At 67.1% G+C, this 21,520-nt stretch carries 20 protein-coding genes; 8 read left to right on the top strand and 12 right to left on the bottom strand.

Annotation, left to right across the window (positions count from 1 at the left end):
* Positions 1–16: 16 nt before the first annotated feature.
* From folD to BLV92_RS21320, 6 genes are all read right to left on the bottom strand, one after another.
* Positions 17–901: a bifunctional methylenetetrahydrofolate dehydrogenase/methenyltetrahydrofolate cyclohydrolase FolD gene (gene folD / locus BLV92_RS21345; RefSeq protein ID WP_090548472.1), complete on the bottom strand. Its 885-nt coding sequence runs from the start codon at positions 899–901 to the stop codon at positions 17–19.
* Entirely contained in the window at positions 898–1,755 is an 858-nt protein-coding gene (purU, locus tag BLV92_RS21340; protein WP_208862129.1) for a formyltetrahydrofolate deformylase, read from the bottom strand. Before purU ends, folD begins: the two co-directional genes overlap by 4 nt.
* A gap of 87 nt (positions 1,756–1,842) precedes the next feature.
* Entirely contained in the window at positions 1,843–2,973 is a 1,131-nt protein-coding gene (locus BLV92_RS21335) for an aminomethyl transferase family protein (RefSeq protein ID WP_090548469.1), read from the bottom strand.
* 46 nt (positions 2,974–3,019) lie between these two features.
* A complete protein-coding gene (locus BLV92_RS21330; RefSeq protein ID WP_090548468.1) occupies positions 3,020–4,030 on the bottom strand; it encodes a heme-dependent oxidative N-demethylase family protein in 1,011 nt (336 codons plus the stop codon).
* Between the two features lie 13 nt (positions 4,031–4,043).
* The gene (locus tag BLV92_RS21325) at positions 4,044–4,979 is read right to left on the bottom strand and encodes a PDR/VanB family oxidoreductase (protein WP_090548467.1); all 936 of its coding nucleotides are present in this window, start codon (positions 4,977–4,979) and stop codon (positions 4,044–4,046) included.
* The gene (locus tag BLV92_RS21320; RefSeq protein ID WP_134046980.1) at positions 4,976–5,617 is read right to left on the bottom strand and encodes a dimethylamine monooxygenase subunit DmmA family protein; all 642 of its coding nucleotides are present in this window, start codon (positions 5,615–5,617) and stop codon (positions 4,976–4,978) included. Before BLV92_RS21320 ends, BLV92_RS21325 begins: the two co-directional genes overlap by 4 nt.
* 221 nt (positions 5,618–5,838) lie before the next feature.
* On the opposite strand from BLV92_RS21320, the gene BLV92_RS21315 reads away from it, so the two are divergent.
* The 4 genes from BLV92_RS21315 to BLV92_RS21300 are packed head-to-tail and all read left to right on the top strand — an operon-like array spanning position 5,839 to position 9,213.
* Positions 5,839–6,930, top strand: a complete 1,092-nt coding sequence (locus BLV92_RS21315; RefSeq protein WP_208862128.1) for a sensor histidine kinase — start codon at positions 5,839–5,841, stop codon at positions 6,928–6,930.
* On the top strand, positions 6,927–7,601 hold the full coding sequence (locus BLV92_RS21310) for a response regulator (RefSeq protein ID WP_090548465.1): 675 nt from the start codon (positions 6,927–6,929) through the stop codon (positions 7,599–7,601). The genes BLV92_RS21315 and BLV92_RS21310 overlap by 4 nt, the downstream gene beginning before the upstream one ends.
* Positions 7,588–8,364 carry a PAS domain-containing protein gene (locus BLV92_RS21305; protein ID WP_244283880.1) on the top strand — a complete coding sequence of 259 codons (777 nt, stop codon included), beginning with the start codon at positions 7,588–7,590 and terminating at the stop codon, positions 8,362–8,364. Before BLV92_RS21310 ends, BLV92_RS21305 begins: the two co-directional genes overlap by 14 nt.
* Before the next feature lie 42 nt (positions 8,365–8,406).
* Complete coding sequence (locus tag BLV92_RS21300; protein WP_090548459.1) at positions 8,407–9,213, top strand: IS5 family transposase; 807 nt, start codon at positions 8,407–8,409, stop codon at positions 9,211–9,213.
* Positions 9,214–9,280: 67 nt separating this feature from the next.
* Here the strand turns inward: BLV92_RS21300 and BLV92_RS21295 are convergent, their stop codons facing one another.
* The 6 genes from BLV92_RS21295 to BLV92_RS21270 all read right to left on the bottom strand — a co-directional run bounded on the left by BLV92_RS21295 (position 9,281) and on the right by BLV92_RS21270 (position 16,369).
* Positions 9,281–10,969, bottom strand: a complete 1,689-nt coding sequence (locus BLV92_RS21295) for an APC family permease (RefSeq protein WP_244283879.1) — start codon at positions 10,967–10,969, stop codon at positions 9,281–9,283.
* Between the two features lie 200 nt (positions 10,970–11,169).
* Positions 11,170–12,843, bottom strand: coding sequence for an electron transfer flavoprotein-ubiquinone oxidoreductase (locus BLV92_RS21290; RefSeq protein WP_090548457.1), 1,674 nt, complete (start codon positions 12,841–12,843; stop codon positions 11,170–11,172).
* A 26-nt stretch (positions 12,844–12,869) separates the two neighbouring features.
* Positions 12,870–13,469: a HutD/Ves family protein gene (locus BLV92_RS21285; protein WP_090548455.1), complete on the bottom strand. Its 600-nt coding sequence runs from the start codon at positions 13,467–13,469 to the stop codon at positions 12,870–12,872.
* On the bottom strand, positions 13,466–14,398 hold the full coding sequence (locus BLV92_RS21280) for an electron transfer flavoprotein subunit alpha/FixB family protein (RefSeq protein ID WP_090548454.1): 933 nt from the start codon (positions 14,396–14,398) through the stop codon (positions 13,466–13,468). Before BLV92_RS21280 ends, BLV92_RS21285 begins: the two co-directional genes overlap by 4 nt.
* A gap of 2 nt (positions 14,399–14,400) precedes the next feature.
* A complete protein-coding gene (locus BLV92_RS21275; RefSeq protein WP_090548453.1) occupies positions 14,401–15,168 on the bottom strand; it encodes an electron transfer flavoprotein subunit beta/FixA family protein in 768 nt (255 codons plus the stop codon).
* Between the two features lie 16 nt (positions 15,169–15,184).
* Entirely contained in the window at positions 15,185–16,369 is a 1,185-nt protein-coding gene (locus BLV92_RS21270) for an NAD(P)/FAD-dependent oxidoreductase (RefSeq protein ID WP_090548451.1), read from the bottom strand.
* A gap of 687 nt (positions 16,370–17,056) precedes the next feature.
* Here BLV92_RS21270 and glnT point away from each other — a divergent pair.
* The 4 genes from glnT to BLV92_RS21250 are packed head-to-tail and all read left to right on the top strand — an operon-like array spanning position 17,057 to position 21,451.
* Positions 17,057–18,445, top strand: a complete 1,389-nt coding sequence (glnT, locus tag BLV92_RS21265) for a type III glutamate--ammonia ligase (protein WP_090548450.1) — start codon at positions 17,057–17,059, stop codon at positions 18,443–18,445.
* Positions 18,446–18,456: 11 nt separating this feature from the next.
* Positions 18,457–19,362, top strand: a complete 906-nt coding sequence (locus tag BLV92_RS21260; RefSeq protein ID WP_090548448.1) for a class II glutamine amidotransferase domain-containing protein — start codon at positions 18,457–18,459, stop codon at positions 19,360–19,362.
* Entirely contained in the window at positions 19,350–20,039 is a 690-nt protein-coding gene (locus BLV92_RS21255; RefSeq protein ID WP_090548447.1) for a GltB/FmdC/FwdC-like GXGXG domain-containing protein, read from the top strand. Before BLV92_RS21260 ends, BLV92_RS21255 begins: the two co-directional genes overlap by 13 nt.
* Before the next feature lie 50 nt (positions 20,040–20,089).
* Positions 20,090–21,451, top strand: coding sequence for an FMN-binding glutamate synthase family protein (locus tag BLV92_RS21250; protein ID WP_090548445.1), 1,362 nt, complete (start codon positions 20,090–20,092; stop codon positions 21,449–21,451).
* The last annotated feature ends 69 nt before the right edge of the window (positions 21,452–21,520 follow it).

Raw genomic sequence — 21,520 nt, 5'->3', positions numbered from 1 at the left:
AGTGGGGCGCAGCGCATCAGGCGGCGATCGCGTCGCGCATCGCCTGCTGGCGCACCGCGGCGGCGATCGTGTTTTTCATCAGGAACGCAATGGTCATCGGGCCGACGCCGCCGGGCACGGGCGTGATCGCGCCGGCGACCGGCGCCACGCTGTCGAAATCGACGTCGCCCACCAGCTTCGGCTGGCCGTCGATCTCGATGCGGTTGATGCCGACGTCGATGACGATCGCGCCTGGCTTGATCCAGCCGGCGTCGAGCAGGCGCGGCCGGCCGACGGCCGCGACCACGATGTCGGCCTGCCGGCACAGCGCGGCGGCATTCGTGCTGCGCGAATGCACGACCGTCACCGAGCAGTTCGCCTGGAGCAGCAGCGCGGCCATCGGCTTGCCGACGATGTTCGAGCGGCCGACCACGACTGCGTGTTTGCCGCTCAGGTCGCCCGCGACCTGCCGCAGCAGATGCAGGCAGCCGTTCGGCGTGCACGGCGCGAGGGTCGCGTCGCCGAGCACGAGCTGGCCGACGTTGGCCGGATGGAAGCCGTCCACGTCTTTCGCGGGTGCGATCGCGTCGATCACCGCGTGTTCGTCGAGCCCGGCGGGCAGCGGCATCTGCACGAGAATGCCGTGCACCGCCGGATCGGCGTTGAGTGCCGCGATCAGCGTCAGCAGCGTGTCCTCGCTCGTGTTGGCCGGCAGCCGGTGCTCGACCGACTCGATGCCGGTTTCGCGCGCGCGCAGCACCTTGTTGCGCACGTACACGTCGCTCGCCGGATCGTCGCCGACCAGCACCACCGCGAGGCACGGCGCGCAGCCCTGCTCGCGCAGCCGCTCGACGTCGTCCCGCAGCGAGTCGAGCACGCGCGCGGCTTCGGCCTTGCCGTCGATCCGTTGCGCGGCGCTCATCGGAAGATCACCGTGCGATGCTGGTTCAGGAAAACGCGGTGCTCGGTGTGATACCGGACCGCCCGCGACAGCGCGACCGTCTCCGTGTCGCGGCCCACCGCCACCAGGTCCTCGGGCTGGAACACGTGATCGACGCGCTGCACTTCCTGCTCGATGATCGGCCCTTCGTCGAGATCCGACGTTACGTAGTGGGCGGTCGCGCCGATCAGCTTCACGCCGCGCTCGAATGCCTGGTGATACGGTTTCGCGCCCTTGAAGCCGGGCAAGAACGAGTGGTGGATGTTGATCGCGCGGCCCGCGAGCTGCCTGCACAGATCGTTCGACAGGATCTGCATGTAGCGCGCGAGCACGACCAGTTCGGTGCCGGTCTCCTCGACGATGCGCATCAGCTCGGCTTCCTGCTGCGCCTTGGTTTCGGGCGTGACCGGCAGATAGACGAAGCGGATGCCTTCGCGCTCGGCCATCGGCCGCAGGTCGAGATGGTTCGACACGACGGCGGTGATCCGCATCCGCAGTTCGCCTTTATGCAGGCGGTACAGCAGGTCGGACAGGCAGTGGTCGAACTTGCTGACCATCAGCAGCACCTTCATGCGCTCGTCGGTGCCGGTCAGCTTCCATTGCATCGAGAAGTCGTTCGCGATGCTGGAGAAGTCGCGCCGCACGCGCTCGACGTCGCCTTTCGCGCCTTCGTTGAAGCGGAAGACGGCGCGCATGAAGAAGGTGCCGCTGGTCTGGTCGTCGAACTGCGCAAGCTCGCTGATGTAGCAGTGCGACGACGCGAGATACGACGTGACGGCGGCCACGATGCCGGACGTGGCCGGGCAACTGACCGTAAGGACGTAGTTCTGGCTCACAGCGTGAATCCTTGAGTGTGGGCGTAAGGGAAGCAGGCCGGGCGCGCGGCGCGCGCGCCGGCGGCCCGCGAAAAGGACGCTTGCCGCCTAGCCGATGGCGGTCCGCTTCTTCTTGTCCGGATCGTCGAACGGCAGCAGCGCCGCGTGCGCGCGGGCTTCGATGCTGCCGCGCACCTCCAGCGGCGTGCCGGCCGCCGCCTGCGCGACGGACAGGCGCGCGATAGCGAGCGAACGGCCCGTCAGCCGCGAGTACATCCCGCAGGTGATGACGCCGACCGGTTTGCCGTCGTGCCACAGCGTGTCCCCGGCCTGGGTGGTTTTTTGCGCGTCGATCTCGACGCCGAAGATCCTGAAACGCTCCTTGCCCGCGAGCCGGAAATGCTCGGCCGCGCCGCAGAAATCGGTCTTGTCCGGCGAAACGGTGAAGTCGAGGCCGAGTTCCCACAGCGTGTCGCCGGCCTTTTCGTCGGCGAAGGGATACATCTCCGAGTTGTCGTACGGATAGAACAGCAGATAACTTTCGACGCGCAGCCAGTCGAGCGCGGTGAACGCGCACGGCACGATGCCGAACGGCTTGCCTTTATCGAGGATGGCGTCCCAGATCAGCGGCGCATCGGCGGCCTTGCAGAAGATCTCGTAGCCGCGCTCGCCGGTGTAGCCGGTGCGCGAGATCATGACCGGCCGGCCGAACAGGCGCGTTTGCAGATGGTGGAAGTACGGCAGGTCGCGGATGCCCGGCACGTGCTCCGCGAGGAACTCGACGGCGGCCGGCCCTTGCAGCGACAGGTCGTGCAGGTCGTCGTCGAACAGCACGGCGACCTGGCGGCCCTGCGCCGAGCGGACGAGGCGCTCGTAACCCGTGCCCGCGCCATGCACGACCATGAACGCGTTAGGACCGGTGCGATAGACGATGCAGTCGTCGATGAACTTGCCGTCCTCGTTGAGGAGGGTCGCGTAGACGGATTTGCCCGGATAGAGCTTGCCGATGTCGCGCGTGGTGGCCCAGTTCAGCAGGCTTTCCGCGTGCGGGCCGACGTAATGGACCTTCTTCAGTCCCGAGACGTCCATCAGGCCGGCTTTCGTGCGGATCGCTTCGTGATGGTCGGCGAGGTCGCTGGCATAGGTCCATGCGGTGCCCATGCCGTTCCAGTCTTCGAGGTTCGAGCCGAGCGCGCGATGCCGGTCGGCGAGTGCGGAAATGCGCCATGAATGTGCCATGCTGGGTGCTCCGACGGATGAGTTTTATCGAATGAAAAGACGCGGGTCAGCGGTCGAACTGGCCGAGCCAGTCGACCAGCGTCGCGCGGTAGCGGGACATGCCCTTGTATTCGGCGACCGGCTCGGGCAGGTCGCGCAGCACGCGGTGCAGACGGCGCGCCCACGCCGGATTCGTGACGAGGTCGGCCATGCTGCACAGGTAGGTGCGGATGCTGAACATCAGCGCGTTGCTGCGCGGCAGGCGCGCCATGAACTGCAATTCGACGCGCAGGTGCACGACGCGGCCGACGTTCTCCGGCGTGACCTGGCCGCGTTCGCTGCCCCACGTGTGCCAGGTCTCGGACGACGTGTCGAGCCGCGGGTTGATGGTCAGCGTCCAGTTCAGCCGCCGCACCGGGCTGCCGGGCTGGATGCCCAGCAGATACTTCAGCGCGCGGTCGAACACGCCCATCTGATGCGCGAGCGGCACCGGCGAATGCCACTGCTTGAAGCTCATGCCCGCATCGAAGGCGAGCGACCAGTCCGCGGGGCCGGTCACGACGCCGGCGTCCATGAACAGGTCGCCGTCGCGCTGGTCGAGCAGCGCGATGTCGCCCTGCGTCTGCCGCATCACGTATTCGAGCGGCCCGTACGGCAGCGTGGCGGCGTCGCCGAACGTGAAGGTCTGTTGCAGGTCGAGCGCGCGGTTGGTCCAGCGCCACCGGTCGCCGTCGTATTCGAGCGAGAACCACTCGGGATAGTCGGCCGCGAGGTGATGCATGATCATGTCGAGCGCGTCCCACGACGCCGTTTCCATATGCGGCATCACGATGCAGCGGCGCGGGTCCTGTTCCAGCACGAGCGCGCGCTCGGCGGCTTCGGAGCGGTAGTGCTCGTCGATGTCGAAGTGATGCTCGAACACCGAGCCGGGATCGCGGGGCGTCGCGGGCTCGATGTTGACCGAGTACATGTACCTGTCGTCGGGGAACGGAAACGGGAAGCGGGCGATCGCGCGCTCGCTGTTGCGGTACGTGAAGTCGCCGCGATAGGTCTGCGCGGGTTTGATGGATACGCTCATGGCTTCGCTCTTCCTACAGGTCGAGAGTGAGAGTGGCGCCGCAGGCGCGCGAGACGCACGGCATCAGATGCGTGGCCCGTTCGTCGGGACTCAGGACCGAGTCGCGATGTTCGATGTCGCCTTCCAGATGCGGCGTGATGCATTGCCCGCATGCGCCGCCGCGGCACAGATTCGGCACGTCGATGCCGGCGGCTTCGAGTGCTTCGAGCAGGCTCTGGTCTGCGCCGACGTCGATGCTCAGGCCGCTGCGGCGCAGCGTGGCCTTGAACGGCGTGCCCGGCGCGGGCGCGGCGAACGCTTCCCAGTGCAGCCGGCTTGCGGGCCAGCCGAGCGTTTCCGCCGCGCGGCGCACGTCCGACAGCAGCCGCTGCGGACCGCACACGTAGACGTGCGCGCCGAGCGGCCGCCCGGTCAGCACGCGGGCCGCGTCGAATCTCGCGTGCCGGCCGTCGTAGCGGTGCAGGCGCGCGCCGAGCCGGGCGTCGAGTTCGTCGAGATACGCGTCGGTGAGGCCCGGCCGGTACGCGTAGTGCAGTTCGAAATCGGCGTGGCGGCGTTCGAGTTCCGCGATATGCGCGAGGAACGGCGTGATGCCGATGCCGCCCGCCACGAGGATGTGGGTCCGGCAGCCGGCGTTCAGCGCGAACAGGTTGGCCGGCGCGGAAACGCGCAGCGTCATGCCCGGCTCGATGCATTCATGCACGAACGCGGAGCCGCCGCGAGACGGCTCCTGACGACGCACCGCGATGCGCCATGCGCTGCGATCCGCGGGGTCGCCCAGCAGCGAATACGCGTTGCGGTACGCGCGTTCGCCGTCGTTCATCCAGAGCTGGATGTGGCTGCCGGCCGAGAACGCCGGCAGTTCCCCGGCAACCGGCGCGAGCGTCAGTTCGCGCACGACGGGCGTGAGCGGGCGGATCGCGGCAACGCGAACGTCGAGCGTGTTCATGCGCGGTTCTCCGCATAAGGCGTGTCGGGATTCGCGCAGCCGCCGAAATACGCGCCCAGCAGCGGCGAAAAATGCTGCCGCACCGCGAGGCGCAGGCCGCAGCCCGCACAGGTCACCTCGTCTTGCGACGGGTAGTCGTGCGTGCCGCCGCAATGCACGCAATAGACCGCGCGGCGCGCGCGGGACGCGTCCGCCTGGATTTCCTCGCCGCGCAGGCCGGACGCGGTCAGGATCGGGCGCATGCGCCAGATGAAGGCTTCGTCGCCGCACAGATAAACGCGCAGGCCGACCTCGCCTGCTTCGGCCAGGTGCTGCCGCACGGACTGTTCGAGCGACCGTTTGCTATGGAAGCACTGCGTGGCGATGCCGGTCAGTTGCACGGGCTCGCCCAGCAGACGTGCGCTGGCGCGGGTCGACTCCATTAGCTCTCCGATGAATGCGGCGTGCGCATCCAGTGCATCGGACTGCGCGATCAGCAGATGGGCCGTGCCGCGCGCATCGAACTGCAACGGCGCGTAGCGCGGCAGGCTGTGAAGTGGGTGGGCAGGGCTGGACTGCATGGCAAGGTCTCGCGAAAAAGGCGGCATCGATGTTTCAACCGGGTGCGTTTCTGTCCCGGAAACGAGCGTCTGCCTCATCGAAGGGCGTCGCGGCGGCGGCGCGTTTCGTCGGCTTCGTCATTTCCCATTGGGAAACATGGTTTCTTGCCAGTAATCCCGCTTCAATCCGGAAGACGAGGTATGCCCAAAGGGGTAGCCGCCGCGCGGCGCGCGAACGGCACGGTATTTGCGTGCGGTTGCCCCGGTTTTCCCGCCCGAAAACGACCCTGAACGACCCCGACACGATCCCAATACGACCCGTGACCCCGGACGCCTGCCTCACAGAAAGCGCCTTTCCGCAGACCGACGTAACCGCGCTGCCCGCGCAGTTGCGCGACGTGCTGCTGAACTGCCTGCTGGGACTGCTGGCCGGCTCGACGCGGCAGCAGGTCTTGCAGACGCTGGTCGCGCAACTCGCCAGCGGGCTGCCCGGCGGCAACGCGATGCTGGTCGCGGGCGGCGGGAACGGCGGCCCGCAGACCGGCGCGGACGGGCGTTGCACGGGCGGAGTCGCGTGCCTGCTGACCGGAGCGGCGCCCGGCACCGCCGCGTGGTGTGCCGATTGCCGCTGCGCGGCCGATTGCGCGCGAGCCGTGCGGCCGCTGGCCGGCGAGCGGCTGGTGCTGGACGTCGCGGCGCCGGTCGAGCCGTCGTTTCTGGCGGGCATCGACTGCGTCGCGGATGCGCTCGATCGCGCGCTCGAACTGACCGGCGACGCGGCAGCGTCGGCATCGCGCCGCGCCCCCGGCGAAACCGGGGCGCTGACGCGCGAACTGCACGATTCGGTCGCGCAGCAACTCGGTTTCATGTCGCTGCTGGTGGCGCGGCTTCAGCAGGGCGCGGGCGCCGATCCGGTGCTGGCCGAACTGCGCACGATGACGACGCGGCTGCAACGCCAGGTGCGCGAACTCATCACGAGCGCGCGGCTCACGCTCGACGGCCGTTCGTTGCAGCAGGCGCTGGCCGAATCGGTGGCGGAGTTCTCGCGCCGCTGCGACGTCGTGTTCGAACTGGACAACCGGCTGCCCGACCTGCGGCTCGAACCCGGTGCCGAACTGCACCTCCTGCAGATCGTGCGCGAGGCGCTGTCGAACGTCGTGCGCCACGCGCAGGCGCGGCACGCATGGGTCGAACTGCGCGCGAGCCGCGGTGGCTTCCAGGTCAGCGTGATGGACGACGGCGTGGGTCTCGGCCTCGGCTCGGCCGGCGAGAATCACTACGGTCTCAATATCCTGCACGAACGCGCCCGCGCGATCGGCGCCGCGCTGACGATCGGCGCGGGCGCGTCGGGCGGCACCCGCGTGCATCTTTTCGTACCCCGCAACCTGCCAGGCAAGGAGCCCAGCCGATGAATCCGGCCACGATGCTGCTGATCGACGATCACCCGCTGTTCAGGCGGGGACTGGCGGAATTTTTCAACGCGACCGGCGAATTCCATGTGGTCGGCGAGGCGTCGGGCGGCCGCCAGGGCATCTCGCTCGCGTGGCAACTGAAGCCGGCACTGGTGCTGATCGATCTGCACATGCCGGGGCTCGACGGGCTTCAGGTGCTGGACGAACTGAAGCAGCTGGAACTGGACTGCGTGAAGGTGCTGCTGAGCGCAGCGATGGACCGCACCGAACTGCGCGCCGCGATGCGGCTGGGCGCGAACGGCTACATGCTGAAGGAGTCGGAGCCGGAGATGCTGCTGGCCTACGTGCGCAGTTGCATGCAGGGCGTGATGGTGTTCGACGACGACCTTGCGCGCTTGCTGGCCGACGAGCAGGACAGCGCCGGCGAGACGACTCACGCGCGCCTGTCGGGACTGACCGTGCGCGAGGCGCAGACGCTGACGCTGATCGCCGAGGGCATGAGCAACAAGCAGATCGCGCGGCAGCTCGGGATCAGCGACGGGACGGTGAAGGTGTACGTGAAAAACCTGCTGCGCAAGCGGGATGCGAAAACGCGGCTTGAACTGGCTGCGTCCGTGCATCGCCGCGGGCTGGATCAACCACAGGAAGTGGCGGGCGATGAACTCCAATAGCGATGGCAGCGAGACCATGGACCGTGTATCGGGCCGGCTGCCCGGCGCGGATGCGTTTCCCGTCGCGTTGCTCCAGATCGATGCGGGCGGCCGGGTGCGCGGCTGCAACGCGGCATGGATCGACGCGCTGGAAGCGCCCGCGCCCGATGCGCCGATGGCCGGTTACCTGCACCCGGAAGACCGTGCAATCTGGAGCGGCATGCTGCAACGCCTGACGCAGGGCGGCGCGGCGACGGCGCGCGAGCGTCTGCGGCTCGTGCATCCGGACGGCCGGCTGCTTTGGTGCGACGTCTCCGTGCGCGGCGTCGACGACGGCTTTTATGTCGCGCTGGCGGACATCACGCAGGAACGCCGCCGCGAGACGTCGACCCAGGTGCATCTGCGCAGCGTGCTGGGGCTGCTCGACAGTCTGCCGGGGCTGATCTATCGCGGCCGCAACAACCGGCTCTGGACGATGGAGTTCATCAGCGCGGGTTGCGAAGCCGTCACCGGTTATCCGCGGGAATGGTTTCTCGACAGCCACGAGAACACGTTCGGCCAGTTGATCGTGCCCGAGGACGCCGATTACGTGTGGAGCGGCGTGCAGGAGGCGCTGGCCGCGCGCGGCGTGTTCGATCTGCGCTATCGGATCCGTTGCGCGGACGGCAACGTCAAGCAGGTGTGGGAAACGGGTGTCGGCATCTATTCGGCGAGCGGCGAAGTGCTTGGCGTGGAAGGCGTGATCTTCGAAGTGCGGCCCTGTTATCGGGGCGGGGCGTTCTAGAGCGTGTTAGGCACTTTCATCCAAACCTGGTAACCTGGCAGGATGCCAGAACGCAAACCCTACCCGACGGATGTTTCGGATGAGGAATGGAGCTTCGCTGCTCCGTACCTCATCTTGATGAGTGAAGACGCGCCGCAGCGCCGATACGAACTGCGCGAAATGTTCAACGCATTGCGCTGGATGGCGCGGGCCGGTGCATCGTGGCGCATGCTGCCGACCAACTTCCCGCCGTGGGAGATGGTCTACCAGCAAACTCAGCGCTGGCTCAACGCGGGTTGCTTCGAGGCGATGGTCAACGATTTGCGCTCGGTGCTGCGCGTGGCACAGGAGCGCCAGGGCCAGCCCAGTGCGGTTATCCTGGATGGCCGCACGTTGCAGTCCACGTGTGAGAGCGGTCCGCGCGCGGGCTATGACGGTCACAAACGCAAGCGGGGCAGCAAGGTTCATATGGCCGTCGACACACTGGGCCTGCTGCTCGCGGTCCACATTACGCCAGCCAACGAGCAGGAGCGTGCGCAGGTGGGCGAACTGGCACGTCAGGTTCAGCATGTCACTGGCCAGACGGTGAAGCTCGCCTTTGCAGACCAGGGCTATACGGGTGACGCGGCTGCACGGGCCGCACGTGACGAAGGCATGGAATTGCAGGTCATCAAGTTGCCCGAGGCGAAAAAGGGCTTCGTGCTGCTGCCGCGTCGCTGGGTGGTCGAGCGCAGCTTCGGATGGCTCAACCGCTTCCGGCGGCTGGCACGCGACTACGAGCGCCTGCCTGAAACCCTGGCGGGTTTGCACTTCGTCGTCTTTGCCATGCTCATGCTCGTCCATGCTGCGCCCATTATCCAAAGTGCCTAACACGCTCTAGAAAAAAGCGCCTCGCGTTACGCGAGGCGCTTTTCACCCTTCGGTCGGACCGGCAGGTTCAAGGCGCGAGCATGTACGTGACGGCCACCACGACGACGCCGAGCGCGAGCGTCGCATACGGCAGGTAGCCCGCCTTGCGCGTCGGCTGCTGGCCCGACAGTTCCATGTCTTCCAGCATCTGGTCCGGGAAGCGGCCCTTGTCGGTCACGTAGTGACGCCACAGGAACACGGGCACGATCAGCGCGGCGAAGATCAGCCCGGACTTGAGCGTGCCGGCTCCCCACACGCTCGATCCGAAGCCCATCAGCGCGAGATTCACGAACGACAGCAGCGTGCCGGCGACGATCAGCCAGGTCGGCGCGCGGAACGGACGCGTCCACGCCGAACGGTCGATCCGGTGGATCCACGCGGCGTTCAGGTTCAGGAAGTTGAAGATGATGTAGCCGACGTTCGACATCGCGAGGACCACCGTGTAATCGGACATCAGCAGCAGGAACAGGTTGAACGCGAGGTCGGTCCACATCGCCCGCGTCGGCGCGCCGTGTCCGTTCACGTGGGACAGGTACTTCGGCAGCCAGCCGTCGACCGACGCCTGGTACAGCGTGCGCGACGAACCCGCCATCGACGTCATGATCGCAAGCACGAGCGCGAACACCAGCATCGGCTTCAGGATGTATTCGCCCCACGCGCCGACGTGCACGATCTTCGCCATCGCCTCGGCCACGCCCATGCCGCTGTAGATGCCGGGCGACAGCACGCCGTCGTAGACCGCCGCCTGCGTGACGTTGCCCGCGGCGTCCCTGACTTCCGGCGTGACGAGCTGACCGAGTCCGAGCGCGCCCTGGAAGGCCAGCGGCACCATCGTGAAGAACACGATGCAAAGCAGGCCGGAATACAGGATGGCCTTCACGGTGTCGCGGCGCGGGTCGCGGAATTCGCGCGTGTAGCAGACCGCCGTTTCGAAGCCATAGGTGGACCACGCGGCGATGAACAGGCCGCCCGCCATCAGTTGCAGCCCCGCCGCATTCCACGTGCCGTTGATTACATGCCCCGCCGCGTCCTTCGCGAGCGGATACAGCGGCAGCAGATTGGCCCTCGGCAGATCGCCGCTCAGGATCGGATAAACGCCGACGATCAGCAGCGGCAGCAGCGCCGCGATGGCGAGGATCATCTGGAGTTTCGCCGCCTGCAGGATGCCGCGATGCTGGATCGCGAACGCGGCCAGCAGGATGATCGCGCCGATGATGAAGGTCGCGTTGATGCGCAGCGTGAGGCCGCTCGCGAGCCATCCGAGATCGAGCAGCGTGAGTTGCCACGTGTTGATCGCGGCGGTCGGCGCGAACAGCATGTTGAGCACGTAGCCCGCGCCCATGCCCGAGCCGATCGCGAGCACCGGCGACCACGCGAACCAGTTGCACCAGACCGACAGCGGGGCCAGCAGCTTGCTGTAGCGCACCCACGCGATCGCGCCGTACACCGATGCGCCGCCCGACTTGTGCGGGAACAGCCCCGCGATTTCCGCATACGAGAACGCCTGGAGGAAGCCGAAGCCGATCGAGATCATCCAGATGATCCAGGACGGCTTGCCGACCGTCGCGGCGATCGAGCCGATGGAAAACAGCACGAGCGCCGGCACGCCGCTGGCGACCCAGAACGCGCCTGTCCAGCCGATCTTTCGCTGCAGACCGGCCGTTTCTGTCTGGAGACCAGATAAATCTTCCTGAACTCCGCTGTTGATTGAACTCATTATTTGTCTCCGACGGTACGCGAACTGGCTCGCGCATGCAGACGATCATCAGCCAATAAATCCGGATCAACCGTTATGAGGAGGTACCCCTTCGGAGGGAGTCGGTTTCATCGACGCACGAGCGGAATTTGCGGGGAAAAAAGCGAAGCGGGGCATGCCGGCCTTGTGCCGGCATGCCCCGCGCGGATGCGGAAAGGGAATCACATGTTCGGATAATTCGGCCCGCCGCCGCCCTCGGGCGTGACCCAGACGATGTTCTGCGTCGGGTCCTTGATATCGCAGGTCTTGCAGTGCACGCAGTTCTGCGCGTTGATGACGAGGCGCTCGCTGCCGTCGTCGTTCTTCACGAACTCGTACACCGCGGCCGGGCAGTAACGTCCCTCCGGACCCGCATAGGTGCGCAGGTTCACGTCCACCGGCACGCTTGCGTCCTTCAGCGTCAGGTGCGCAGGCTGGTTCTCCTCGTGGTTCGTGTTCGAGATGAACACCGACGACAGCCGGTCGAACGTCAGCTTGCCGTCCGGCTTCGGATACTCGATCGGCTTGCTCTGCGACGCGGGTTTCAGCATCTCGTGATCGCGATGCTGGTGATGCAGCGTCCACGGCACGTTGCCGCCGAGCAGCTTCTGCTCGATGCCGACCATCAGCGTGCCCAGATACAGGCCCTTGCTCATCCACTGCTTGAAATTGCGCGCGCGGTACAGTTCGCCGTGCAGCCACGACTGTCTGAACGCCTCCGGATACGCGGCCAGTTCGTCGTTCTGGCGGCCGGCCTGCACCGCGTCGAACGCCGCTTCGGCCGCGAGCATGCCGGTCTTGATCGCCGCGTGCGAGCCCTTGATCCGCGACGCGTTCAGGAACCCCGCGTCGTCGCCGACCAGCGCGCCGCCCGGGAACACCAGTTTCGGCAGCGACATCAGCCCGCCGGCGGTGATCGCGCGCGCGCCGTACGACACGCGCTTGCCGCCTTCGAGGAACTTGCGGATTTCCGGATGCGTCTTGTAGCGCTGGAATTCCTCGAACGGCGACAGGTACGGATTCGTATAACCGAGGCCGACGACGAAGCCGACCATCACCTGGTTGTTGTCGATGTGATAGAGGAACGAGCCGCCGTAGGTCTGCGAGTCGAGCGGCCAGCCGGCGGTGTGGATCACGAGGCCGGGCTGGTGTTTCGCCGGATCGATCTCCCACAGTTCCTTGATGCCGATGCCGTACACCTGCGGGTCCGCGTCGCGGTTGAGCTTCAGCTTCTCCTGCAGCTGGCGGCCGAGGTGGCCGCGCGCGCCTTCGCAGAACAGCGTGTACTTCGCGTGCAGTTCCATGCCGAGCTGGAAGTTTTCGGTCGGTTGACCGTCCTTGCCGATGCCCATGTTGCCGGTCGCGACGCCCTTCACGGAACCGTCATCGTTGTACAGCACTTCGGCGGCGGGAAAACCGGGGAAAATCTCGACGCCGAGCGCCTCGGCCTGCTGGCCCAGCCAGCGCGTGACGTTCGCGAGGCTGACGACGTAGTTGCCGTGGTTCTTGAAGTTGTCCGGCAGCGCCCAGTTCGGCACGGGCTTCGCGCTGGTCTCCGACAGGAACAGGAAGCGGTCCTCGGTGACGGGCACGGTGAGCGGCGCGCCTTTTTCCTTCCAGTCGGGGATGAGTTCGTTGATGGCGCGGGGGTCCATCACCGCGCCGGAGAGGATATGCGCCCCGATTTCCGAGCCTTTTTCCAGCACGCACACGCCGATTTCGACGCCCTTGTCCTGCGCCAGCTGCTTCAGGCGGATCGCCGCCGACAGCCCGGCCGGGCCGCCGCCGACGATCACCACGTCGTATTCCATCGATTCGCGCGGGCCGTATTGCTCGATGAGCATGGGATGACTCATGGTTCCTGGGTGGGGGGCGCGCCGGTTCAGGCGCTCGCGGTTTCCGCGGTTTCGATCGCGATAGAAGCCAGCAGCGTGTTCGAGCCAGCGTCGGCGGGGCTGAGTTCAAGGCGGCCAGCGTGGCCGTCGAGCCGCAATGCGTGAAGCGGCGCGAGCGTTATTCCGCCGTCGCCAGGCTGCGCGCCGCGAACCAGCCACGCGCCGCCGAGGCTGACGAGAAAGTGCGTCTGCGCAGGCTCCCGGATCGCGTCGTGCGACACGACCTCGACCCGCGCGCGGCAGCGGCCGCGACGCGTCATCACGTTCAGCGCGTGCGCCTCGCCGGCCGGCATGTCGATCCACACGTGCAGATCGCCGGAGAAATGCACGGGTTGCCCCAGCCGCGCGTGCAGCGAACCGTGCTGCAACTGGAGTTCGACGGATTCCTGGTCGATCAGGATGAACGTGCGATCGATGCCGGGAAACTGCGAGAAGCGCGACGGCCCGTTCAGCGTGGCGATACTGACGCGCCATGCGGTTTCGCCGTCCGCATCGTTGCAGCGTCCGAGCGTGCGGGTCGCGCCGCTGCCGTTGGCCCAGGCCTCGGCGGCGAGCGCGAGACAGTCGATGCGCGCGGCGTCGCTCATGCGACGGCCCCGATGCGCGCCTCCAGCTGGCCGACGACGTCGAACAGATCGCCGACCACGCCGATGTCGGCCACCGAGAAGATCGGCGCATCCGGGTCCTTGTTGACCGCGACGATCAGCTTCGCGTCCTTCATCCCGGCCAGGTGCTGGATCGCGCCGGAGATGCCGAACGCGAGATAGACGTCGGGCGCGACGATCTTGCCGGTCTGACCCACCTGGGCCGTGTTCGGCGCATAACCGGCATCGACCGCGGCGCGCGACGCGCCGAGCGCGGCGCCGAGCCGGTCCGCCAGGTTCCCCAGCCGCTCCATGTTCTCCTTCGAGCCGAGCCCGCGGCCGCCCGACACCACGAAGCGGGCGCTCGACAGGTCGCGGCCGGACTGCCCGGCCGCGCGGCGTTCGACGAGCCGCGTGCCGCCGAACGGCTCGACGGGATCGAGCGTCACGAGTCCGGCCGCGCCGCCCGTCGCGGAAGCGGGCGCGAACGACGACGCGCGGATCGTCGCGAAGAGCGGCACGCTGCCTGTCGCGACCGTCGCCAGCACGCTGCCCGCGTACAGGCCGCGCACGACGTGGGTGCTGTCGGGGAAGGCGATCACGTCGGCGACGAACGCCGCGCCGGTCAGCGCGGCCGCTCGCGGCAGCGCGCCGCGTCCGGGCGTGCGGTGCGCCGCGACGATCGTCGAGTAATCGCCGGCCAGCGCCCGCAGTTGCCGCGCGATGGTCTCCGGCGTAAGCGTGTCGGGTGCGCCGGCCTGCGCGACCAGCACGCGTTCGATGCCGGCCACCTGCGCCGCCGGTTCAGCGGATTGCGCGTCGAACACCAGCAGATCGACCGGAGCGCCGCGCTGCGCGGCGGCCGTGACCGCGCGCAGCGTCGTTTCGCTGACCGAGCCGTGATCCAGTTCGGCGAGAACGAGCGTTTTCATGTTCAGGCTCCTGCGTGAGCGAAGACGTTGCGGCCGGCCAGCGCGTCGATCAGCGCGGCGGCGTCGGGCACCTTGATACCGGCGGCGCGCGCCGGCGGATCGCTGACGCGCACCACGTCGAACCGTGACCCGGGCGCGACGCCGAGCGTGTCGGCCGCGATCGTCGCGAGCGGCTTCTGCTTGGCCTTCATGAGGTTCGGCAGCGTGACGTGGCGCGGTTCCGCGAGGCGCAGGTCGGCGCTGATGACGGCCGGGCCGTCGAGTTTCCAGACCGCCGTGCCGGCGTCGTCCCCGCAGGTGACGAGCCAGCCGTCGGCATCCGCTTCGAGCGCGCTCGCGTTGAGCGCCTGCGGCCAGTCGAGCAGGCCCGCGAGCATCGCGGCGACGCCGCCGATGTCGTCGTCGATCGCCTGCTTGCCGCACAGGATCAGGTCGCATGCGTTGCCGGCGAGCCATGCGTGCAGCAGTTGCGCGATCGACAGCGAATCCGGCGCGGCGTCGCCGGTGTCGATCAGCACGGCGTCGTCGGCGCCCATCGCGAGCGCCGTGCGCAGCACGTCCTGCGCGACCGCCCTGCCGCAGGTGAGCACCGTGACGCGCGTGGCGACGCCGGCTTCCTTCAGGCGCAGCGCGCGTTCGAGCGCGCATTCGTCGAACGGATTCAGCGACATCTTCAGGCCGGTCGTTTCGACCGCGCCGCTGCTGTTGACGCGCACGCGCACGTTCGGATCGACCACGCGCTTGACCGGTACGAGGATACGTTTCGTCATGATGGACGCGCCTCCTTCACGACACGGCGCCGAGGCCGTACTGGCCGACCAGCAGCCTGCCGCTGTCGAAGCGCGACAGCGCGTACGGTTCGAGCATCACGTCGGTCGGCAGGCCGAGCGCGTGTTGCGCGAGCAGCTTGCCGACGCCCGGCGACAGCTTGAAGCCGTGGCCGGAAAAACCGAAGCCGACAGTCAGACCCTCGACGCCTTCGACGCCGCCGAGCACCGGGTTCCAGTCGGGCGTGACGTCGTAGACGCCGGTCCATGACGACGCGAGGCCGGCGGTTTCGTACGCGGGGAAACGCTCCGCGACCTGCGCGCCCACTTCGACTACGTAATCGAGCGAGATCTCGCCCTGCTCGGTTTCGGGCGCGGCGAGCGTCTCGCCGGTCACGCCTTCGGACGCGAGCATCTGGCGGCCGCCGTAGCTGCGGTAGTACATCATGCCGGGCGAGCCGAGATCCTTGAAGACCGGCATGTCGAACGTATAGGGCGCGTCGCATTCGAGGGCGAGCACGGTGTGGCGCTCGGGCTTGACCGGCAGCGTCACGCCGGCCCACGCGGCCATTTCCGGCGTCCAGATGTTCTGCGTGCTGATCAGCATCCCGCACGAGAACTTGCCGGCGGTGGTGTCGATGCCGGTGATCCGCCGGCCTTCGCGCGCGATGCCCGTCACCCGCGCGCCTTCGACGATCTTCACTCCGCGGCGGCGGGCCGAACGGGCGAAGCTCGACGCGACGAGGTAGGCGTCCGCGAAGCCCGCCTCGGGCTCGAAGCCGATCAGCGCGGCGTCGTCTAGCTGCGCGATCGGCAGGCGCTCTCTGGCCTGCGCCGCGTCCAGCAGTTGCACTTCGATGCCCATGTCCCGTTGTGCGTTGAGCGCGGCGCGCAGCGGTTCGAGCTTGTCGCCCTCGGGCGAACTGATCAGGTAGCCGCACTTGACGAGGCCGCACGACGCCTCTTCGTCGCCCAGATAGTCGGCGAAGTTGTTGAACGCCCACCACGACGCGCGGGCCAGTTCGACGTTCTGCCGGACCGAATAGTGCGTGCGCAGGATGCCGGACGATTGGGACGTCGTGCCGGCGCCGATCGTGCCTTGTTCGACGACCAGCACGCTTTTCGCGCCGAGCGCCGCGAGATGATGCGCGACCGATGTGCCGATCACGCCGGCGCCGATCACGATGTAGTCGTAGTGCTCCATGAAGTGCTCTCCGTCAGGAGGTGAGGATGGAGCGGATTCTAGAGACGGAAAAATCGGCGGACCGCAGCATCAGAATAACTTATGGCCGTGGGCGGGAATCGCTCATTCTGATGGCGTGCAATCCCGGACGGAGCATCATGCGTGGCCCGTTGGCGGGCTCCTGAACATCGTTATCGCGGCGTGCGCGTATCGACGCTGCGATCGACGGGGCCAGCAACGCATCGGCCGGCCGCGATTGCATAAGCCGTGCTGATGACGTTCCGCCACCCGCCTACCGTTTTAGTGCGGGCGCGCACCGGCGTGTATCGCGAGACTGCACTACGCGTACACATCGGGGCGTGCGAAAGGGAAATGGCAGGCGTGGGGCAATGGGGTTTCGTGCGCGCAGAGGGTTTATCTACAGGAAACTTTGTTTCCCAAAGGTAAATGTGGCACGGAGCTTGCCTTAGCTGGCGGGTACTTCGGTCGATTCGCGTCTGCGGATGAACGAAGCCCCACAGGCGGCGCGCCGAAGTTTCGACTGAACGTGCCGGATGCGGCGCGGAAAGGTCGGCGAGGGGTTCGAGGAATTTGCGTTTCGGTCGGCAGGCCGCATGAGTGGCGCGACCCGCGCGCAGCAGTCGGGCGGCCGGGGCAGTCAGCGGCTTGAACCGTTTCAATATCCGATGGTGTGGCACAGGAGAAGTGATGAATCTCAGCGATTCGAGCAGTCTGCCGGCCTACGAGCTGGGCCAGGTCCCCCGGTTCGCGTCGGCGGAGGAGGCGCAGGCCTTTCTGTCCGCGAAGGGCGTCAAATACGTGCTGGCGCAGTTCGTCGACATCCACGGCGTGGCGAAGGCGAAGTCGGTCCCGCTCGCGCATCTGAAGACGGTGCTCAACGAAGGGGCCGGGTTCGCCGGTTTTGCGATCTGGGGTGTCGGGATCGAGCCAAACGGCCCGGATTTCATGGCGGTCGGCGACCTCTCGACGCTGACGCCGGTGCCGTGGCAGCCGGGCCTCGCGCGGATCGTCTGCGAAGGCCACGTGGACGGTGACGCGTGGGCCTACGACTCGCGCGTGACGTTGAAGAAGCAGGTCGAACGCCTTTCCGCGCGCGGCTGGACGCTTTTTACCGGGCTCGAACCGGAATTCTCGCTGCTCAAGCGGTCGGTTTCCGGCGAACTGGTGCCGTGCGATCCGGGCGACACGCTCGCGAAACCCTGCTACGACTACAAGGGGCTGTCCCGCACGCGCGCGTACCTCGAAAAGCTGACCGAGGTGCTGCGCGAAGTCGGCATCGACGTCTATCAGATCGACCACGAGGACGCGAACGGCCAGTTCGAGATCAACTACACGTACACCGATTGCCTGACGTCGTGCGATCACTACGTGTTCTTCAAGATGGCCGCGTCGGAACTCGCGAACGAGTTCGGGATGATCTGCTCGTTCATGCCGAAGCCGTTCGCGAACCGGCCCGGTAACGGCATGCATATGCACATGTCGATCGGCGACGGCCGTCGCAACCTGTTTTCGGACAAAACCGATCCGTCCGGCATGGGGCTGTCGAAGCTGGCGTACCAGTTCACCGCCGGGCTGCTCGCGCATGCGCCGGCGCTCGCGGCGCTGTGCAACCCGACGGTCAACTCGTACAAGCGGCTCGTCGTCGGCCGTTCGCTGACCGGCGCGACATGGGCGCCGGCTTATATCAGCTACGGCGACAACAACCGCTCGACGATGGTGCGCGTGCCGGGCGAGCGCATCGAACTGCGTCTGCCGGACGGCTCGTGCAATCCGTATCTGGCGACCGCCGCGGTGATCGCGGCGGGCCTCGACGGCGTCGAGCGCGAGCTGTCGCCGGGCGATCCGGCCAACGAAAACCTCTATACGTGGTCGCCCGAAAAGCTCGCTGCGCACGGCATCGGCGTGCTGCCGCAGAACCTCGAACAGGCAATCGACGCGCTGGAGGCCGACACGCTGATCCGTGATGCGCTCGGCCCGGTCGCGGACGAATTCATCAAGCTCAAGCGCATGGAGTGGCTCGAATACATGCGTCACGTATCGGATTGGGAACTGAAGAGCTACCTGGAATTTTTCTGAGGAGAAACATCATGTGCGGAATTGTCGGGCTGCTGGTGAAAACACCGGCGCTGCGCGAGCGGCTGGGCGAACTGATGGTGCCGATGCTGATCGGCATGACCGAGCGCGGCCCGGACTCTGCGGGTCTCGCCGTGTTCGGCCACGAAGCGGAGGGCAGCCATCGCAAGATCAGCGTTTACTCGGGCTTTACGGAAGAAGGCGAGCATTTCGCGTGGCCGGTGCTGGTCGATGCGCTGAACGGCGCGCTCGGCACGTCGGCGACGGCGCAGGTGAAGGGCAATCATGCGGTGCTGACGACCGACGAGGTCGAAACGACGAAACGCTGGCTGCACGCGAATCATCCGAATCTGTACGTGCTGTCGGTGGGGCGCGCGATGGATCTGTACAAGGACGTCGGCACGCCGGCCCAGGTGGCCGAACGTTATGGGTTCAGGAACCTGAGCGGCACGCACCTCGTCGGCCACACGCGGATGGCGACCGAGTCGGCGGTGACGCCGGACCGCGCGCACCCGTTCACGGCCGGCGAGGACTTCTGCCTCGTGCACAACGGCTCGCTGTCGAACCCGTACGGCGTGCGCCGCAAGCTGGAGCCGCAGGGCATCCACTTCGACACCGACAACGACACCGAGGCCGCGTGCCGCTTCCTCGAATGGCGGCTGCGCGAAGGCGACACGCTGCCCGCGGCGTTGCAGAAAGGCTTCGAGGAACTGGACGGCTTCTACACGTTCCTGATGGGCACGGCCGACGAACTCGCGCTGATCCGCGACCCGTTCGCATGCAAGCCGGCGGTGGTCGCGGAGAACGACGACTACGTGGCGATCGCGTCGGAGTTCCGCTCGCTCGCGCATCTGCCGGACATCCGCAACGCGAAGGTATTCGAACCCGCTCCCGAGGAGATGTATGTATGGAAAGCCTGACGTTTGACCTCGAAAACGGCTCGGTGCGCGCGCTGAACCAGCATCTGCACGGCGCGCCGGAACAGCTCGCGAACACCAAGGTCACGGTGACTTCGCCGAACGGCGCGCACAACATCGCGGTCGGCGTGAACGCCGCGTGCGAGGTGACGATCGACGGCCACGCCGGCTACTACGCGGGCGGCATGAACCAGCTCGCGACGATCATCGTCGAAGGGAGCGCCGGCACCGGCGTCGCCGAGAACATGATGAGCGGCAAGGTGCACGTGCGCGGTTTCGCGTCGAACGGCGCGGGCGCATCGGCGCACGGCGGGCTGCTCGTGATCGACGGCGACGCGGGCCTGCGCTGCGGGATCTCGCTGAAGGGCGGCGACATCGTGGTCGGCGGCTCGGTCGGCAGTTTCTCCGCGTTCATGGCGCAGGCGGGGCGCATGGTCGTGTGCGGCGACGCGGGCGACGCGTTCGGCGACTCGCTGTACGAAGCGGTGCTGTATGTGAAGGGCGAAGTGAAGTCGCTCGGCGCGGACGCGCGGTTCGAGCCGATGACGGCGGCGGATCTCGACGCGGTCGCGACGCTGCTCGCGGCGGCCGGCCTCGATCACGATCCGAAGTCGTTCAGGCGGATCGCGTCGGCGCGCACGCTGTATCACTGGAACGCGGAAGCGGACCAGCAATATTGATCCCGCGGCTCGTGCGTCACGGAACACAACGTTTTCCCCGGAAGGTTCTCATGGAAACCAGACCAGTACATTTCGCCCGGCTGCAGCAGGAAGAGTCGCACGGGTTCGACCGCAAGACGATCGACTACATTCATACCGCCGCGCAGCGCGGTCTGTACGAAATTCGCGGCCTCGGCGCGAAGAGCAAACTGCCGCATTTCGACGACCTGGTGTTTCTCGGCGCGTCGCTGTCGCGTTATCCGCTCGAAGGCTATCGCGAGAAGTGCACGACGAAGACGGTGCTCGGCACGCGCTTCGCGACGAAGCCGATCGAGCTGGACATCCCGATCACCATTGCGGGGATGAGCTTCGGCGCGCTGTCCGCGAACGTGAAGGAGGCGCTCGGCCGCGCGGCCACCGCCACCGGCACGTCGACCACGACCGGCGACGGCGGCATGACCCAGGAGGAGCGCCTGTCGTCGAAGATGCTCGTCTATCAATGCCTGCCGTCGCGCTACGGCTTCAACCCGGACGACGTGCGCCGCGCCGATGCGATCGAAGTGGTGATCGGCCAGGGCGCGAAACCGGGCGGCGGCGGCATGCTGCTCGGGCAGAAGGTGAATCCGCGCGTCGCCTCGATGCGCACGCTGCCGGCCGGCGTCGATCAACGCTCGGCGTGCCGCCACCCGGACTGGACCGGGCCGGACGATCTCGCGATCAAGATCCAGGAACTGCGCGAACTGACCGACTGGGAAAAGCCGATCTACGTGAAGGTCGCGGCCACCCGCACGTTCAACGACGTGAAGCTGGCCGTGCATGCGGGCGCGGACGTGGTGGTGATCGACGGAATGCAGGGCGGCACGGCCGCGACGCAGACCTGCTTCATCGAGAACGTCGGCATTCCGACGCTCGCGGCGGTGCGCCAGGCGGTGGATGCGCTCGACGACCTGAACATGAAGGGCAAGGTGCAACTGATCGTGTCGGGCGGCATCCGCACCGGCGCGGACGTCGCGAAGGCGCTCGCGCTCGGCGCGGACGCGGTGTCGATCGGCCAGGGCGTGCTGATGGCGCTCGGCTGCAACAGCGATACGTATTACCAGAACGGCGCGCTGCATCCGGCCGAAGCGGAATACGCGGCGCTGAACACCGCGCCGGGTTACTGCCATCACTGCCACACCGGCAAGTGTCCGGTCGGCGTGACGACCCAGGACGAGGTGCTGGAAAAGCGTCTCGAACCGGAAGAAGGCGCGCGCCGCGTCCGCAACTATCTGAAGACGCTGAACATGGAACTCACGACGATCGCACGCGCGTGCGGCAAGCAGAATGTGCATCACCTGGAGCCGGAGGACCTCGTCGCGCTGACGATCGAGGCGGCCGCGATGGCCCGCGTGCCGCTGGCGGGCACGAACTGGATTCCCGGCCAGCCGGGTTGAGGCAACCGCGGTTCCGCGCATGCCGCGCGAGGGGCGGCATGCGCGATCACGCGGATTTCTACGCGGTAT

Source organism: Paraburkholderia caballeronis (genome assembly GCF_900104845.1).
Lineage (GTDB): Bacteria > Pseudomonadota > Gammaproteobacteria > Burkholderiales > Burkholderiaceae > Paraburkholderia > Paraburkholderia caballeronis.
Note: the sequence above shows the minus strand (reverse complement) of the source record. Positions and strands in the feature narration are given on the sequence as shown.